Here is a 15,349-nt window from a genome sequence, read left to right as displayed (position 1 = left end):
GCCTTACAGGGCGAGTCCCGTCGCGCCGATGATCAGCTTGAGCACAATGCCCGCCAGCATGCCGAAGAACGGGTCAAACACAGCGGTGACCGCCATGGTCACGGCAGCGATCACGGAGCCGCCGGCTTCCCCGGTGGCAAAGGCCGCCGCGCCGTCTCCCGGGATTGTCACAAACGCGCCCAGGATAAACAGGAAGCCCGCGATGGACTGGCTCGGCACAAACTTGCCGATCTTCGGCAGCAGGCCGAAGAAGAGGATCAGGGCCATAGCCGCCATCATGATGACGCCGGAGAGCACCGCGTGCGGGGCCGCGCCCGTCGCGGAGATGATGGCCTCCACAGGGCCGCCGCCGAAGAGGGAGCTCAGCGCGTCCGCAAGGCCGGAATACACCGTGAGATGGTCAACGTTCAATTCGCCGCCGGACATGCCGCTCGTGATGTTGCCGAACGCAATGTTCGCGCCGATTGTCAGGCAGGCCAGCGAGAGCGCGCCGCGCGCCACGTTCAGGTTCATCGTGGGCTTTTCCAGGCGCAGGCGGCACATCTGCTCCGCCACAGCGTTTTCCCCCAGCTTCTGGCCTGCGATCTTCGCGGCCACGCTGGAAATAATCAGGGAGCCGACAATGGTATAAACCAGCGCGTTGGAGGGATCCAGATACTTGGTCACGAGATAGATGAGCACGGCGGAGGCCACGGACACCCATCCGGCGATCTGGTTTTCCTTCACCATGCCGAAGGCCGTGCGCACCAGCACGAAGCCGACGCCCGCCATCATGGCGTGGACAATCGCATCCCCGGCAAAGGAGGTGATCGCGGACAGCGCGCCTGTCAGGCCCAGCACGACCATAATCAGGCCGCCGAACATGACCATCGAGAGACGCTCCCGGCGCGTCTTGCCCATGCTGCCGGCCATGACGATCGTTTCCGCCTGGAAGGAGATCGGGGCCACCGAGTTCAGCGCGCCGCAGGAGACGGCGCCCACCGCGAAGCCGATCGCCGTCGGAACGGACGCGAAACCGTAGGTCAGCGCGAGAAGGCCCTGGGGGATGCCGTTGAGCACTACACCGATTGCCGCGAGAATGTCTTGCAGGATTTCCAAAATCAACACCCTTTCTCTTTTTTGAGGGCAAACAAAAAGAAACGCCCCACCGGCAAAAAGCCGGGGGTGCGCTCCCAGATGCTCTGCTGTTCTCATGATAGTGGAAAAAGAGCAAAAAAGCAAGAGAAAAGACAAAATCCGTCGAAAAGGACAGGAAAGAAGCCGGGACAGTCTCTGTGAAAAATTTCACATAAGAGAGGAAAACGTGCAATAAACCGGTCTCCTGATGCAATATAAAAACAGGAGAAAAAACCGCCGCGCACTCAAAGGCACACGGCGGAAGCAAAAGGCGTCAGGATCAGAAGCAGGCAGACATTCAGGGCGGTGAAGATGCCCAGATACAGACCGGGCCGCGCCTTCTCCCCGCCAAGATACAGACGGTACGAGATCAGGCTGGCCAGCGAGGCCACCAGCGTACCGAGCCCGCCGATGTTCGTGCCGAGCAGGAGCGCGCGCCCGTTCTCCGTGAAGCCGGAGAGCATAATGGCCGCCGGGACATTGCTTGTCACCTGGCTGACCAGTACGGAAACGAGAAGCTCCCGGCCCTGCATCAGCTCCGCAAGGAACGAACGCACCGCGCCGATCGAGCCGAGATTTCCCACAAGGATGAAAAAGGCCGCGAAGGTGCCGAGCAGCCGGTAGTCGACGGCGGGAAGGATCTCCCGGTCCAGAACAAGCAGCGCCGCGAGCACCAGAAGGAAGCTCACCCGGTAATCCAGCACGCGCAGGACGGTGAGCAGGCAGAGGGCGAACAGCACCAGATGCAGGCCCAGACGCCGCTTTTGCAGGGGGGCATCCTCTCCCGGCGCTTCCAGCGGCTTGCCGCGTCCCGAGAGGAACACGCAGCCGAAGAGGATCACAAAGCTGACCGCGCAGACCGGAGCTACCGCGGAGAAAAAGGCGGCGGGCTCCATCTGGTAGTGGGCATATAAGTAAAGGTTCTGAGGGTTTCCGATGGGAGTCAGCATGCTTCCCAGGTTGGCGGCGGTTGTCTCCAGCGCCACGACCCAGGCAATCCGAAGGGGCGATGAGCCGTGCAGCACCACCAGCGTGAGCGGGACAAAAGCCGTCAGGCACACATCGTTTGTCAGAAGCATCGCGCAGAAAAAGCACAGCAGAACAAACAGCAGCGAAACGGTGCGCGCATGCCGCGCCAGGCGCAGGACATGGCGGGAGATCCAGGAAAGCAGCCCGCTTTTCCGAAAGCCTGCCACCACGCACATCAGGCAGAAAAGCGTGGCCAGCACGCTGTAATCGAGATAATTTAAATAGCCCGGGTTCGGCGGGACAAAAAGCATGGACAAAAGTGCGAGCAGCAGCGAAATGGTAAAAACGAGGTCTGCTTTGAAAAATTGGATTCCTTTTCCCATGCAGCGTTTTAACATGTGTATTCTCCTCTTTCCTCGTTTGGCAACGGGGAGGATTATAGCACAAAAGGGTGCTGTTTTCAAGATGGCAGCTTGGTTTAAGATGAGAGAAAGTGAACAGACGCTGCTTGTGGTTTTTGATATTTTTACAATTATCAGCAGAAGTTATTTTACATTTTTATACAAAAAATGCTTGCAATTTAAGATTGCAAATAGTACACTGAATTTGTATAGGATGGATGGAAACAGATGGAAATTTTCGGTGGAACGCATGGATTTCCACTTTGAATAGACAAAAAAGGCAGTGATGGACGGCCGCAGGAGGAGGAAATCGATGGCTTTTCTCTGGGATTTTTTTGAAGAATTTGATGAGCTGGTTTACGTTTCCGATCCCGAAACATATGAGATTGTTTATATGAATCGAAAGCTCCGGGAATCTCTCGGCTATAAAAATCAGGAAAAGTATGTGGGGAAAAAGTGCTACAAGGTGCTGCAGGGATGCGACGAGCCCTGCTCCTTCTGTACCAACTCGGTCCTGGAAAAAGGAAGATTCATTTCCTGGGTGCACAGCAATCCGGTTTTGGGGAAACGCTTTCTGATCAAAGACAGCCTGATTGAATGTGAAAATAAAAGCTACCGCCTGGAATTGGCCATTGACGTGGATTCCGAAGTGGTGTGCAATGTGCCGTATTATTACGCGCGCAGTGAGAGCATTTTGAATGAGTGTTTGCAGCGGATTTTTTCCACCACGGATCCGGAAGCATCCCTGCACATGATGCTGGAATACATAGGCAAAACCTTTGAGTGCGACCGCGTGTATATCTTTGAATCCCAGAACGGATTTGTGAGCAATACCTATGAATGGTGTGCGGACGATGTGTCGCAGCAGAAGGAGATTCTGCAAAAGCTTCCGATGGAAAGTGTGAACTGGTGGTATGAGCGCTTTGAGAGAAATGAGCTCGTCACGATCTATTCGCTCGAGGATATCCGCGATCAGTATCCGACCACCTATGCCATCTTAAAGCCGCAGGATATTTCCCGCCTGGTGGCAGGGCCGATTTTCAATGAAAACAGTGTGGTGGGCTTCCTCGGGGTGGATAACCCGAATGAGGATATGATGATGCTGGTTGCTCCGCTGATCAAGGTGATCGGTTACTTCATCGTGGCGCTGCTTCGCCGCCGGGATCTGCTCCGCCACCTGAACACGCTCAGCTTTCATGATCCGCTCACGGGTGCTTACAACCGCAATGCGATGTTTGAACACAGCGAAGCGTTTCAAAACCTGCATTCCGTGGGAATTGTGTACTGTGATATCACAGGATTAAAGCAGACCAACGACGCATTGGGACACAGTGTCGGCGATCAGCTGATCCAATATTGCTTTGAAATGATCCACACCACGCTGGACACCCCCTGGGTGTACCGCATCGGCGGGGATGAATTTGTCGCCGTATTCCAGAACTGCGACAAGGAAAGCTTTCTTCATCAGGTGAAACGGCTGCATCAGCGCGTGCAGGGCGACAAGCATCACATCGCGATAGGGGATGTATGGTCGGACCAGCCGCCCTATGATCTGGAAGCATTGATCATAGAAGCGGATAAGGTGATGTATGAGGATAAGCGGAAATACTATACTTCCAACTACAGGGTGCAGGAAGTGAACCGCCATATACCGCCGTGCAGGGAGATCGAAAAGACGGTGGACACGGGGAGCGTTTTTTATCAGTTCCTCGGCACGACCTACCATGACATGGAGCAGCTTTTCAAATCCATGACACAGCAGAACAGCACGGGGTATTTCTTCTTTGGGGATATGCAGAAGGATCTGTATTATATCTCCGACAACATGCGCGACGAGTTCGGATTTGAAAGCAATGTTGTGCCGGGGCTGATTCAGGCCTGGGCGCAGAGGATTTCCCTGGATAAGGCAAGGAATCTGTACTGGAAGGAAATGAGGGCGATCCTCAGTGAAAAGCGGGGGATCCACGATCTGCGCTACCAGGTGCGCAATGTGCACGGGAAAAACATGTGGATCCGCAGCTACGGGATTGTGAAATGGAACGAGGAACGGAGCACGCCGCTCTTCTTTTCCGGGCGGATTACGCACCAGGATGATGAGTTTGTGGTCGATTCCGTCACGAATTTCCCCCGGGAGGCCGCTTTGTTCAGCCGCCTGGAGGAGATAAAGGGGGACGGCCAGAAGGCGCTGGTCATTGCCTTCAGCTTCAACAATATCTCCGAGATCAACAGCACCAGGGGGCGTGTGTTCAGCGACCATCTGGTGCGCACCATCACGGAGAGCCTGACGGACCAGCTGACCGATCGGGTGTCGTTCTACCGGCTGGAGGGGATGCGCTGCGCGGCGCTTGTGGAGTTCCCCTATGAGGGACAGCGCAAAAAGCTTGTGCAGCAGATCCGGGAGATCGTCGGGGAATGGTACCGCCTGATGGGGATCGTTGTCCCGCAGCCATGTTCGTTTGCGATGATGGAGTATCCGCTTGCCAGCCTGCTGCCCGCCGACTTTATGGAACAGCTTGTTTCGCTTCTGCGCATCGCCAAGCACGACGTGAACAGCGAGACGGTGGAATATTCCGAGGAGAATATTTCCAAGGTGCGGTACATGTCGAATATGGCGCTTGCGCTCAGCCATGATGTGCTGCACGGTATGAAAAATTTCCGCGTGGTGGTGCAGCCCGTTGTCTCCGCACAGACCGGGGAGATTGTGGGCGGGGAAATGCTGCTCCGATGGAAGTTCCGGGACAGGGACGTTTCTCCGGATGTATTTGTCGCCATGCTGGAGAAGGACAATATGATCAATCTGGTGGGCAGATGGGTGTTTGAACAGGCCGTATGCACCTGTATGCGTCTGGTGTCCTATTCGCCGGATTTTTATCTCACGTTTAACGTCAGCCTGCAGCAGATGACGGACGAAACCTTTCCGGATTTCATGGAAGAGGTGCTTCAAAAATATAAGGTCGACGGATCCCGTCTGGCCGCGGAGATGACGGAAAGCTGCATGGATGAACAGCCCGAAAAGCTGATTCACTTTGTGGAAACATGCAGCCGTCTGGGGATCCGGATCGCTCTCGACGATTTCGGCAGCGGTTATTCCTCCCTGCGGATGCTTTTGCAGTATCCGACAAGCATCGTGAAGCTGGATCGCTCGCTGCTGAAGGAAATGGCACAATCCGTGGATAAGATGAATTTTATTTACAGCATCGTCTATGCCTGCCACCGGTTTGGAAAAAAGGTGTGCATGGAGGGAGTGGAAACCGAGGGTCAGAACATCCTGATCAGGGAGTCCGGCTGTGACATGATTCAGGGCTATTACCATTATTACCCTCTGGAAATCGACGCGCTTTATGGCGTGCTTGCGGATCAGAAGAGAGATGACTCTGATAGCAAGGGTGCCTGAGAAAACAGAAAAAGCCCTCCAGCTCAGCATCATAGCGGCTGAGCCGGAGGGCTTTTTTGATACATCAGTACAGCAGCGCACCATATTTCGCTGCCAGCGAGGCGAGCACATTCTCCTCCAGCGGGGAACTGGAATCGACAATCAGACGTCCCTGGAAATACCGCAGAGCCGCTTCCAGAACAGGCAGAGAGTCCGCCCACACGGCCAGCGGCAGGCGCGCCATCGGGCCGTGCTCCGCGAGCAGAAGCGCGTCGTCAATGGATTCCACCCGCACCAGGGCCGCGTTGGCGGAGCCGTGCTCCAGCTCAATGAGATCGTCGTCCAGATGCGAGGTGCACAAGAGCGGTTCGCTCAGCTCCAGATCGTCCCCAAGGAAAAACACACCGTCCGGGGATGCCGCCGCATGGCTGTCCGCTTCCCTTTCATCCGGCAGGGGGAAGCACAGGGCGCTCGACGCAAGCGCCGCCGTGTATTCCGGGCGTGCGCCGGAGCCCGCGCCAAGCACGCAGGCCCCCGCCTGCGCCAGCCGCGCCGTATCCCGTGCAAAGTCCAGCGGGGACATCGCGTGCGGCACGGAGAGCCGCGCCGCCAGCGGAATTTCCGCATGCGCCAGAGCCTCGCGCAGAAGCTCCTCCATGTCGGCGGCGGAAATGTTGTCCACCCCGAACGCATCCGCCCCCATCGCCTGCAAGATGATCAAAGCGGTCAAAAATTCCACCGTCTCCCCGAAGGGATCCGGCATCATGGTCACGATGACGGGAAGATCCGTCAGCCGCGCCGCCAACATGGCCGCCCGCATGTCCGCCAGTGAGGTCTGCCGCTCCACCAGCAGGAACGACGCCCCCGCATCCTCCAGCGCGCGCACCTGCTCGCGGTAGAGGGTGAAAATGTCGTCGAATCGGTCGGCTTCCTCATACGAAAACGCAATCCCGGACGGCCCGATCCGCGCGCCCACCGGCAAATCTCCCGCGTTCTCCGCCGTCAGGCGCAGGACGCTTTCGTTGAGCTCCCGCACACGATCGGCCAGCCCGAACCGCGAAAGGATTTCCCGGTTTGCCGTGAGCGTCGGGGCCAGAAGGGCCATCGCTCCCGCGCGGCGGAAACGCTCCGTCTGCGCGCGGATGAAGTCGGGATGCTCCAGTGCCCAGAGCGCGGGACACTCCCCTTCCTCCATCCCCGCATCGTGCATCTGGGCGGCGGAAACGCCGTCCGGCAGGAACGGCAGGGAAAACGGCGGCTTTCTCATGGTTTTTTCTCCCCCGCGCGGCTTACATCCGCTCGGGCGCGGTGATCTTGAACATGCCGAGCACGTTGCGGATCACGGTGAGCACCGCGGAGCACAGCTGCAAGCGCGCATGCGCCAGGGAATCCTCCTCGCCGCCGATGCGGCAGGCGTTGTAGAAGCTGTGGAAGAGGTTCGCCAGCGTGATGACGTACCGCGTGATACGGGCCGGGTCATAGCCGCGCGCCGCCGCCACAATCTCGTCGGTGTACGACGCGATATGCCGCAGCAGCTCGATCTCCTCCGGCGCGCTGAGCAGCGCCAGCTCCTCGCTGGTGCACGGGCGTAGCGTCAGCCCTTCGCCCGCCAGCTTCTGGAACAGGCTGCAAATCCGCGCGTGAGCGTACTGCACATAGTACACCGGGTTCTGGGAATCCTCCTGCACGGCCAGATCCAGGTCGAAGTCCATCTGCGTGTTGGCCTCGCGCATGTTGAACAGGAAGCGCGCCGCGTCGATCGGCACCTCGTCGAGCAGATCCGCAAGCTGGATCGCCTTACCGCTGCGCTTGCTCATGCGCACCACTTCCCCGGCGCGCACCAGGCGCACCAGCTGGATCAGCACCACGTCAAGCTTCGAGCCATCCAGGCCCACCGCGTCCATCGCGCCCTTCATACGCGCCACATGGCCGTGGTGATCCGCGCCCCACACGTCGATGCAGCGGGTGAAGCCGCGGTTGAACTTGTTGCGGTGGTAGGCGATGTCGGCGGTAAAATACGTCGGGTTGCCGTTCTGGCGGATCAGCACCTCGTCCTTCTCCGCGCCGAAATCAGTCGCGCGGTACCACACCGCGCCCTCTTTCTCATACGTCAGGCCCTTTTTGGTGAGGATGTCGACGATCTCCATCACCTCGCCGTCCTCGTGCAGCGTGCTTTCCAGGAACCATTTGTCATACTGGATCCGGTACTTTTCCAGATCGCGCTGCATCCGGGCGATGTTCTTCGGCAGCGCGTACTGCACCAGCGCCGCGCGGCGCTCCTCGGGGGACACGGAGAGCAGGCCGTCGCCGTGCTCATTGACATAATTCTGCGCATGCTCCCGGATGTCGTCGCCGTGATAACCGTCCTCCGGAAATTCTACCGCGTCCTCGCCCTGGAGGATTTGCAGGTAGCGCGCTTCCAGCGAAATACCGAATTTCTCAATCTGGTTGCCCGCGTCGTTGACGTAGAATTCACGCCACACGTCGTAGCCTGCCGCGTCCAGCACAGCCGCCAGGCAGTCGCCCAGCGCGCCGCCGCGCGCGTTGCCCATGTGCATCGGGCCGGTCGGGTTAGCGGAAACAAATTCCACCATCACCTTTTCGCCCTTGCCGTAATCGCTGCGGCCGTAGTCTTTGCCCAAAGCTTCCACGTCGCGCAGAACGTCGGCGTAAAAGCGCGGGTTCAAAAAGAAGTTGAGGAAGCCCGGCCCGGCAATCTCGCACCGGTCAAAATAGGTGGGGGCCAGATCGAGGTGGGAGGCAATGGACTCCGCAATTTTGCGCGGAGCCTGACGGAAGGCGCGAGCGCCCGCCATGGCCGCGTTGCAGGCCCAGTCGCCGTGGCTTCGGTCGGCGGGGACCTCCAGCGTAAAGGCGGGCAGATCCGCCTGCGGCAGAGAGCCGTCCTCGATGGCGGCGCGCATGGCGGCCTCGATCGCGGTTCTGAGTTCCTGGGTGGCTTGTTGTACCAGCTTTGACATGGTTTTGGTTCACGCCTTTCTGTTAGTTTTCCTGATTTTCTTCTGTCTTTGAATCCGCGGCGGCGTCCGGGGTTTCCGGGCCGGGTGCGGGATCCTGCTTTTCACCAGCCGGGCGGACGGTGACGAGAATCTCGTTCACGCTGGCGAGCGCCGAATTCACGTCGAGCGTGTAGCGCACCGACAGGCGGCCTCCATCGTCCCCGAGCTCGTTCTTCATCTCGTGGGTGTATACGCCCACTGTCATCGCGCCGAAGCCTGTATCATAGCGGCACAAATGCCGTCTGCCGTGCTCCAGCACCAGCCGCGTCTCATCCCCGCCCGATCGCAGAAGCGTCACGCGGCCTTCCTCCACCTTGAGGATGGAAGTGCGCGCCTTTGAGGATGGCACGGAATCCTCGTATTCCCGGTACATGATGTACCGTTTTCCGTTCTTTTCCGAGTATTGGCCGAAGGTCGTCACCTCGATCTCCTCCGGCTCCCCGTTCACGACCTGTCTCCCAAGGATGGAGATCAGATAATTTTCCTCCATTTGATACCTCCGCGCCCGCGCGCTTTGCGTAATCTAAGGTTTTATTTCATCTTGTTCTTCCCAATAGATTTTATGGTAAAGAAGCAGTATTTTCATAAGAGCGTCGTCCGACTCAATGGCACGGTGCAGAGAGGCTTCCCATTCATCGGGCTCCATGCGCTCTGATTTCACCAGCTCCATTGCCACACGGAAATGACGAATGAGCCAGATGACAGCGTCCCGCTCTTTCGGAGAAAGCTCCTGTATTAAGGATTGCAGCTTGGCGATTCGTTTCTGTCTGTCCTTTTGTTCCACTTTTTCTCCCCCTTTTCACAGCCGGGGAATTCTCCCGGATAAACTGGCTTATTCTATCATAAGCAGAAGGAGAAATGTGGAATGTATTCATTCCATTGCCAAGTTTATTTGCGAATGGACATTGTTCGGATGTCGTTTTGGAATTCGTGCTGGAGGTCCGGAAAAAATCGCTTCGCTCTTTTTCCTGGCTTTTCTGTGGCTTCGCACGGTTGTTTGAAGGGGGCGCCGCCCCCTTCACCCCTGCAAGCCTTTTGAAAAAGGCTTGAGCGAAAACTTCCAGTTTTTGCTCTTTTTCAGCTAGTAGCTTTCAATATCAATATGCTCCACCGTTCCATCCAGACTCCCGCCCAGCAGCAGCGTCGCAATCCCCGCAAACCCCTCCGTGCGGTCACTGACGTAGAACCGCCGCGAGCCTTGCTGTTCCCGTGGAGCCGCGAGATCGTTTTCGAGAAGAAACTCACGGCAGGCCAGCGCCGTCTCGCGCCCGGAGTCAATGAGGGCTACGTTTTCCCCCATCACCCGGCGGATGACGGGTTCCAGCAGCGGGTAATGTGTGCAGCCGAGAATCAGCGTGTCGACTCCCGCTTCGATCAGCGGAGCCAGGTAGCGCTCCGCCGTCAGGCGCGGGATGGGATCGTCCTCTGCGAGGAAGCCGTTTTCCACCAGCGGCACAAAAAGTGGGCAGTCTGTGTCAAATACCTGGAGGGTGGGGTCGAGGACGGCGAGGGCGCGGCGGTAGGAGCCGCTTCGGATGGTCGCCGTGGTACCGATGACGCCGATCTTCCCGGAGCGGGTGGCGGCGGCAGCCGCGCGTGCTGTGGGATCGAGCACGCCGAGGAAGGGAACGGGGAGCGTCTCTCCAAGGTCGGCGGCCACGGAGCTGACCGTGCCGCACGCCGCGATGACCATTTTTACGTTCTGCGAGAGCAGGAAGGCCGCGTCCTGCCGGGCGTAGCGGCGGATGGTGTCGCGGCTGCGCGAGCCGTAGGGCACGCGGCCGGTGTCGCCGAAATAGACGATTGTTTCATTCGGCATCCCGGCGGTGAGCTGGCGCACGGCGGTCAGGCCGCCGAGGCCGGAGTCAAACACGCCGATGGGCCTGGGATCCATGCGCCCGCCTCCCTTCACCGCTCAAAGGCGAGCGCGATCAGCCGGTCAAGCAGAGCGGAGCAGGAAAGGCCGCAGGCCTCCCACAGCTTCGGGTACATGCTGATGGAGGTAAAGCCCGGCAGCGTGTTCAGCTCGTTGAGGATGACTTCCGTTTCGTTGCGCACGAAGAAGTCAACGCGAGCCAGACCCTCGCAGCCGAGGAGGCGGTAGGCGCGGCAGGCGGTGCGGCGGATCTCGTCGATGACCTGCGGCGACAGGCGCGCGGGGATGTAGAGCTGGGAAGTGCCGTTTACATATTTATCATCGTAATCGTAAAAGGTCGCGGAAGCGGCGATCTCGCCCACCAGCGCGGCTTCGGGCTTTTCGTTGCCGAGCACGGCACATTCCACCTCACGCCCGGTGATACATTCCTCGATCACCACGCGCCAGTCCTCGTGCGCGGCCTTCGCAACGGCGGCGTCAAGATCGTCGCCGCGATCCACACGGCTCACGCCCACGGAGGATCCGGCGTTGGCGGGCTTGACAAAGACGGGGTAGCCGCCCAGGTCGGCGGCAATGCGCTCGCGCACGGAAGCCTGCTGCTCCTCGTAGTCGGAAGCGTAGAACCACAGGTAGCGCGCCTGCCCGATTCCGGCGGAAGCCAGCAGCGTGTGGGAGACGGCTTTATCCATGCACACGGCGGAGGCCAGTGCGGCGCAGCCCACAAACGGGATGCCGGAGAGCTGCAAAAGCCCCTGTACCGTGCCGTCCTCGCCGTTTTTGCCGTGCAGCGCGGGGATCACCACGTCCAGGCGCAGGGTGTCGCCGGAAGCGGGCAGGAACAGGCCGTGCACGGTGCGGTCAGGGGTGAGGAACGCCTGCCGGTTGGAGGGGTGCTTTTCCCAGGTCCCCTTTTCGATCTCTTCGGGGGAAGCTTCGGTCAAAAACCAGGCTCCCTCCTTGGTGATGCCCACGGCCACAGGCTCATAGGCTTCGCGGGAAAGATTGCGCAGGACGGTAGCGGCGGAGAGCCGCGAAATCTCGTGCTCGGACGAGCAGCCGCCAAACAGGACGGCGATGGTCTTTTTCATGTCGAAAAGCCTCACATTTCGTTATTTGAGCGCGGTGCGCGCCCTGTTTTATCTTTATGAATCCCCCCGGGCGAAGATGCGCGGCGGGGCGGTTCCGTCTGAAATTCTATCTTACCACAAACGGTGCGGGCGCGCAATGCTTCGGGCACAAAGAAAGCAGGGCATTGCGCAGAATCTGCGTGACAAACGGGGAAAGCTATAGTATAATAGGTAAAATGATGCGCCGCGACGTGCGGCGGCCGCCCGAACGGGCGCTGGATATGCGGAATAACACGACACGGAGTGATGATACCATTGGAGCAGAAGGCATTTGATTTGATTGTGAGCAAGCTGGGCGAAGCGCTGGAAAAGCAGGAATTCAAGCGCATAGCTGCCGAGCCCGAGGACGGCGTGCGGATGGAGGTTTTCGCGGGAGAAAATCTCGCCTATGCCGTCATGTATACGATGAAAACGAAACGCATTGAGCTGAAAACATGCGCAATGACGGATGACGGCCCGGACAAGAACTGGAAGAGCATTTCAAGCTGGCTTTATGACCCGCAGGAGGGTGAGGACGCCGACGTGGAAAGCATTATCAATGATTTCTGCGAAACGGTGGAGGGCCCGAAGCGTGTTGCGGCCTTGCAGACTGCGAAGAAAAAGCGTTCCAAGAACGAGGAAAACAACGCCGACCCGGTCTTTATGTTCAACCGCTTCGCGAACATTTACCCCGAGCTGCGCATGGATCTGATTGACGAGCGTTCGACATATGCGACGGTGCGGCCGATTGCGTTCACGCGCGCCCACATCCTGCCGCGTGTGCAGGGAACGCTTTCCTCCAGCGCGCCCGAAAGCCAGCCGGTGCAGAGACTGGCGGAGCTGTGCAACGATCTGTATGAAAACGGTGATTTCGACGTGCGCGCCATCCTCACAATGGTGCTGCTTAACGGCCTGGACGAGACTGCCGTGAAGGAAAAGCTCGTGCCGCATTTCTCCGACGACATGCAGAAGGGCTACAAGGCCGGTCTGAAAATGCGCGGCAAGAAGGTCAAGCCCGAAAAGGTCAAAAAGCAGTCCCGCGTCGTCGCCGAAGCCCTCAAGAATAATCAGGGTGCCCGCTGACAAGGCTGAGCCCAAGGCTAAGCCTGCACGCAAGTCGCGCACGCCGGCAGGCTGAGCCTGCACGCAAGTCGCGCACGCCGCGTCCCGCGGCGAACCATGGGGAAACACATCGCCCCCTCTGCGATCTCACGTCGCAGAGGGGGCTTGCTGTGCGGCCCGCGCTGTTCTCACGGATTAACGCGGAAGGTTGGCTGTAATTTTCAGCTGGGGTGTAATTTTTACGCTTCGCCTGTATTCTTCCGTAGAGCCGTAACCCCAACGCACAGGAACAGTTTCGCAATCGAAGATTGCGAGTTGTTCTGTTGCCAGCCGGCGTTTGGCGGCCTTGTGCCGCAAGCCGGCCGCTCCCAGGGAGAGGGGGCGCAAGGCTTGCGTAGGAGATCAAAGGGGTTCGAAGGGGCAAAGCCCCTCGCGGTTCTTTCCCCCATTTCTTGGCGGCAAGAAATGGGGGGCCTCCGCGGCCTGAGCCAAAAAGAAAAAATCAGAAAAATGAATGAAAAGTCAGGAGGAGCGAGACGCATGAACGCCCCAACCTACCGCGATGTACTGCGGCAAAAGAAATACCGGTTTTTGCTTTCTTCCAACCTGGTCAACCGCTTTGGAGACGCCGTTGACACGCTGGCCTTTTCCTGGCTGGTCTATGCGTTTACGGGCGAAGGCATGTGGGCGGCGATTGTGTTTGCGGTCAACAAGATCCCATCCGTCTTTTTTCTTCCGTTGTCGGGGGCAATCGTAGAGAAATACGAAAAGAAAAAAGTCATTCTTCTCTGCGATGCGATCCGCTGCGCGCTGGTTGCGGCGCTGATGGGGCTCCTGCTTGCGGGAAAGCTGTCTTTGCCGATCCTGTTTTCCTTCACCTTTCTGATCTCGACAGCGGAAGCCTTCCGCATGCCGGCAAGCAATTCCTTTATCACACAGCTTCCCGGAAAGGAACTGCTCGATCGCAGCCTGGTGCTGAACGTCATCGTGTCCACGGCCGCAGAGATAGCGGGAACAGCCGCGGGCGGCTTTGTGATTGGTCGGCTGGGGGTCAGCGCCGCCCTGCTGATCGATGTGATATCCTTTGTGATTTCCATCGGCCTGATGCTTCTGATCCGGCACCGGGAAGAGGTATCGGCCGCGCTCCGGCAGTCCAACAGCCTTCAAATCTTCAAGGACGGCCTGTTCTATATGAAAAACAGCCCGGTTCTTGTGCATGTGATTGTCGTGGCGTTGCTGGCAAACGCGGCCATGGCCCCTCTCGATTCGCTGCAAACCGCCGCGGTCGTGGAGGTGTTTCACCGGGAAGCGGGCTTTCTGTCGCTGCTGAACATAGCGCTCTCCGTCGGGATGTTTGTGGGGGGCGTCATCTATCCGGCTCTTAGAACGCGGATCCGGGATCGCTTCCTTTATCTGCTTTCCTTCCTGTATCTCGGTGTGCTGTACGGCTCTCTTGCGTGGTTCGGCCATTTTGGCGATCGCGGCCCCGCATTCTCCCTTCTCCTTGTGCTGGCGTATCTCTTATACGGATTTGCGGCGGGATTTCTGGCAACGGGGCTTGGGATTGAGCTGATGGAAAACACGGAACAGCGCTATATGGCGCGAACCACCACCCTCTTTTCCTCCGTTTCCTCACTGGCAACCCCCGTGTTCTCCGCCGCGGCGGGCGTGCTGGCGGGGTGGATGAATCTTCCGGCTTTGTTCCTTTTCTGTTCTGTTTTGATTGCCTGCGGCCTCTTGCTCTGTCTGCCCCGCATGCGCAAAAGCGCCGAAAAACCGGCGAAATGACGGGGAAAATCGCTTGACAGGGCGTGCTGGGGTATGCTATGATGTTACTACCTCAGATGGGGGTTCTTTTTTTGCGCCCATTTCGAGGGAGGCTGAAGGCTCCGCGGAGGAGCCCGGGAAGCAACCGCTTCCTGAAAATTTTTCCGTATAACGGGAGGTGCCGTCACATGAGAGTGAAAGTCGTAATGGCCTGCACAGAGTGCAAACAGCGCAACTACAACACCAAGAAGAACAAGAAGAACGATCCGGACCGTCTTGAAATGAACAAGTACTGCCGTTTCTGCAGAAAGCACACGCTTCACAGAGAGACGAAGTAATCCGGACGGAGGGAAAAGCGAATGGCTGACACTGAGAAGAAGATCGCGCCGGAGAAAAAGGCTTCCCCTGAGAAAAAGGACAAGAAGCCCGGCAAGTTCTCCGCCTCGGTCAAGAACGCCGGGAAATTTTTCCGCGATGTCAAGAGCGAGATCAAAAAGATCGTGTGGCCCACTCCGAAGTCGGTGTTCAAGAATACCGGCGTCGTGCTGGTGGCCATCATCATCAGCGGAATTTTCATTTCCGGTCTCGACTCCATTTTCCTCGCCCTGCTCGGCCTTGTCATGAACGTCTGATCGCCTGCATGCGTACAGACAGAGCGG

At 58.3% G+C, this 15,349-nt stretch carries 13 protein-coding genes; 5 read left to right on the top strand and 8 right to left on the bottom strand.

The annotated features are described in order from the left end of the window. Positions 1 to 3: 3 nt before the first annotated feature. Complete coding sequence (locus tag B5F35_RS01565) at positions 4 to 1,104, bottom strand: NCS2 family permease (protein WP_242969357.1); 1,101 nt, start codon at positions 1,102 to 1,104, stop codon at positions 4 to 6. A 257-nt stretch (positions 1,105 to 1,361) separates the two neighbouring features. Further along, positions 1,362 to 2,483 carry an SLC13 family permease gene (locus tag B5F35_RS01560; RefSeq protein ID WP_087237398.1) on the bottom strand — a complete coding sequence of 374 codons (1,122 nt, stop codon included), beginning with the start codon at positions 2,481 to 2,483 and terminating at the stop codon, positions 1,362 to 1,364. A 316-nt stretch (positions 2,484 to 2,799) separates the two neighbouring features. Between B5F35_RS01560 and B5F35_RS01550 the strand changes: the two genes are divergently transcribed. After that, positions 2,800 to 5,880 (top strand): bifunctional diguanylate cyclase/phosphodiesterase, encoded by a 3,081-nt coding sequence (locus tag B5F35_RS01550; protein WP_162611292.1) that lies wholly within the window; start codon positions 2,800 to 2,802, stop codon positions 5,878 to 5,880. Between the two features lie 64 nt (positions 5,881 to 5,944). Here the strand turns inward: B5F35_RS01550 and B5F35_RS01545 are convergent, their stop codons facing one another. From B5F35_RS01545 to B5F35_RS01520, 6 genes are all read right to left on the bottom strand, one after another. Continuing rightward, positions 5,945 to 7,126: a homocysteine S-methyltransferase family protein gene (locus B5F35_RS01545; protein ID WP_087237392.1), complete on the bottom strand. Its 1,182-nt coding sequence runs from the start codon at positions 7,124 to 7,126 to the stop codon at positions 5,945 to 5,947. A 22-nt stretch (positions 7,127 to 7,148) separates the two neighbouring features. Continuing rightward, on the bottom strand, positions 7,149 to 8,840 hold the full coding sequence (gene argS / locus B5F35_RS01540; RefSeq protein ID WP_087237390.1) for an arginine--tRNA ligase: 1,692 nt from the start codon (positions 8,838 to 8,840) through the stop codon (positions 7,149 to 7,151). Between the two features lie 22 nt (positions 8,841 to 8,862). After that, positions 8,863 to 9,369, bottom strand: coding sequence for a YwiB family protein (locus tag B5F35_RS01535; RefSeq protein ID WP_087237389.1), 507 nt, complete (start codon positions 9,367 to 9,369; stop codon positions 8,863 to 8,865). A gap of 33 nt (positions 9,370 to 9,402) precedes the next feature. Then, positions 9,403 to 9,663, bottom strand: a complete 261-nt coding sequence (locus tag B5F35_RS01530; RefSeq protein WP_087237388.1) for a hypothetical protein — start codon at positions 9,661 to 9,663, stop codon at positions 9,403 to 9,405. A gap of 297 nt (positions 9,664 to 9,960) precedes the next feature. Beyond that, positions 9,961 to 10,773, bottom strand: a complete 813-nt coding sequence (gene murI / locus B5F35_RS01525) for a glutamate racemase (protein WP_087237386.1) — start codon at positions 10,771 to 10,773, stop codon at positions 9,961 to 9,963. A gap of 14 nt (positions 10,774 to 10,787) precedes the next feature. Beyond that, the gene (locus tag B5F35_RS01520) at positions 10,788 to 11,843 is read right to left on the bottom strand and encodes a D-alanine--D-alanine ligase family protein (protein WP_087237384.1); all 1,056 of its coding nucleotides are present in this window, start codon (positions 11,841 to 11,843) and stop codon (positions 10,788 to 10,790) included. A 294-nt stretch (positions 11,844 to 12,137) separates the two neighbouring features. Between B5F35_RS01520 and B5F35_RS01510 the strand changes: the two genes are divergently transcribed. The 4 genes from B5F35_RS01510 to secE all read left to right on the top strand — a co-directional run bounded on the left by B5F35_RS01510 (position 12,138) and on the right by secE (position 15,322). Then, positions 12,138 to 12,944 (top strand): DUF7674 family protein, encoded by an 807-nt coding sequence (locus tag B5F35_RS01510; RefSeq protein ID WP_087237380.1) that lies wholly within the window; start codon positions 12,138 to 12,140, stop codon positions 12,942 to 12,944. Between the two features lie 519 nt (positions 12,945 to 13,463). Beyond that, a complete protein-coding gene (locus tag B5F35_RS01505) occupies positions 13,464 to 14,711 on the top strand; it encodes an MFS transporter (RefSeq protein WP_162611291.1) in 1,248 nt (415 codons plus the stop codon). Positions 14,712 to 14,878: 167 nt separating this feature from the next. Next, a complete protein-coding gene (gene rpmG, locus B5F35_RS01500) occupies positions 14,879 to 15,028 on the top strand; it encodes a 50S ribosomal protein L33 (protein WP_087237376.1) in 150 nt (49 codons plus the stop codon). 21 nt (positions 15,029 to 15,049) lie between these two features. After that, positions 15,050 to 15,322 (top strand): preprotein translocase subunit SecE, encoded by a 273-nt coding sequence (gene secE, locus B5F35_RS01495; RefSeq protein ID WP_087237374.1) that lies wholly within the window; start codon positions 15,050 to 15,052, stop codon positions 15,320 to 15,322. The last annotated feature ends 27 nt before the right edge of the window (positions 15,323 to 15,349 follow it).

Source organism: Anaeromassilibacillus sp. An200, from assembly GCF_002160025.1.
GTDB lineage: Bacteria > Bacillota > Clostridia > Oscillospirales > Acutalibacteraceae > Caccousia > Caccousia stercoris.
The sequence above is the reverse complement of the archived record's forward strand: the minus strand, read 5'-3'. Positions and strand labels throughout refer to the sequence as shown.

What these genes read in the sequence shown, in the direction of transcription:
- B5F35_RS01560 (WP_087237398.1), bottom strand. Translation starts at nt 2,483, where the DNA reads ATGTTAAAACGCTGCATGGGAAAAGGAATCCAATTTTTCAAAGCAGAC.
- B5F35_RS01550 (WP_162611292.1), top strand. Translation starts at nt 2,800, where the DNA reads ATGGCTTTTCTCTGGGATTTTTTTGAAGAATTTGATGAGCTGGTTTAC.
- B5F35_RS01545 (WP_087237392.1), bottom strand. Translation starts at nt 7,126, where the DNA reads ATGAGAAAGCCGCCGTTTTCCCTGCCGTTCCTGCCGGACGGCGTTTCC.
- argS (WP_087237390.1), bottom strand. Translation starts at nt 8,840, where the DNA reads ATGTCAAAGCTGGTACAACAAGCCACCCAGGAACTCAGAACCGCGATC.
- B5F35_RS01535 (WP_087237389.1), bottom strand. Translation starts at nt 9,369, where the DNA reads ATGGAGGAAAATTATCTGATCTCCATCCTTGGGAGACAGGTCGTGAAC.
- murI (WP_087237386.1), bottom strand. Translation starts at nt 10,773, where the DNA reads ATGGATCCCAGGCCCATCGGCGTGTTTGACTCCGGCCTCGGCGGCCTG.
- B5F35_RS01520 (WP_087237384.1), bottom strand. Translation starts at nt 11,843, where the DNA reads ATGAAAAAGACCATCGCCGTCCTGTTTGGCGGCTGCTCGTCCGAGCAC.
- B5F35_RS01505 (WP_162611291.1), top strand. Translation starts at nt 13,464, where the DNA reads ATGAACGCCCCAACCTACCGCGATGTACTGCGGCAAAAGAAATACCGG.
- rpmG (WP_087237376.1), top strand. Translation starts at nt 14,879, where the DNA reads ATGAGAGTGAAAGTCGTAATGGCCTGCACAGAGTGCAAACAGCGCAAC.
- secE (WP_087237374.1), top strand. Translation starts at nt 15,050, where the DNA reads ATGGCTGACACTGAGAAGAAGATCGCGCCGGAGAAAAAGGCTTCCCCT.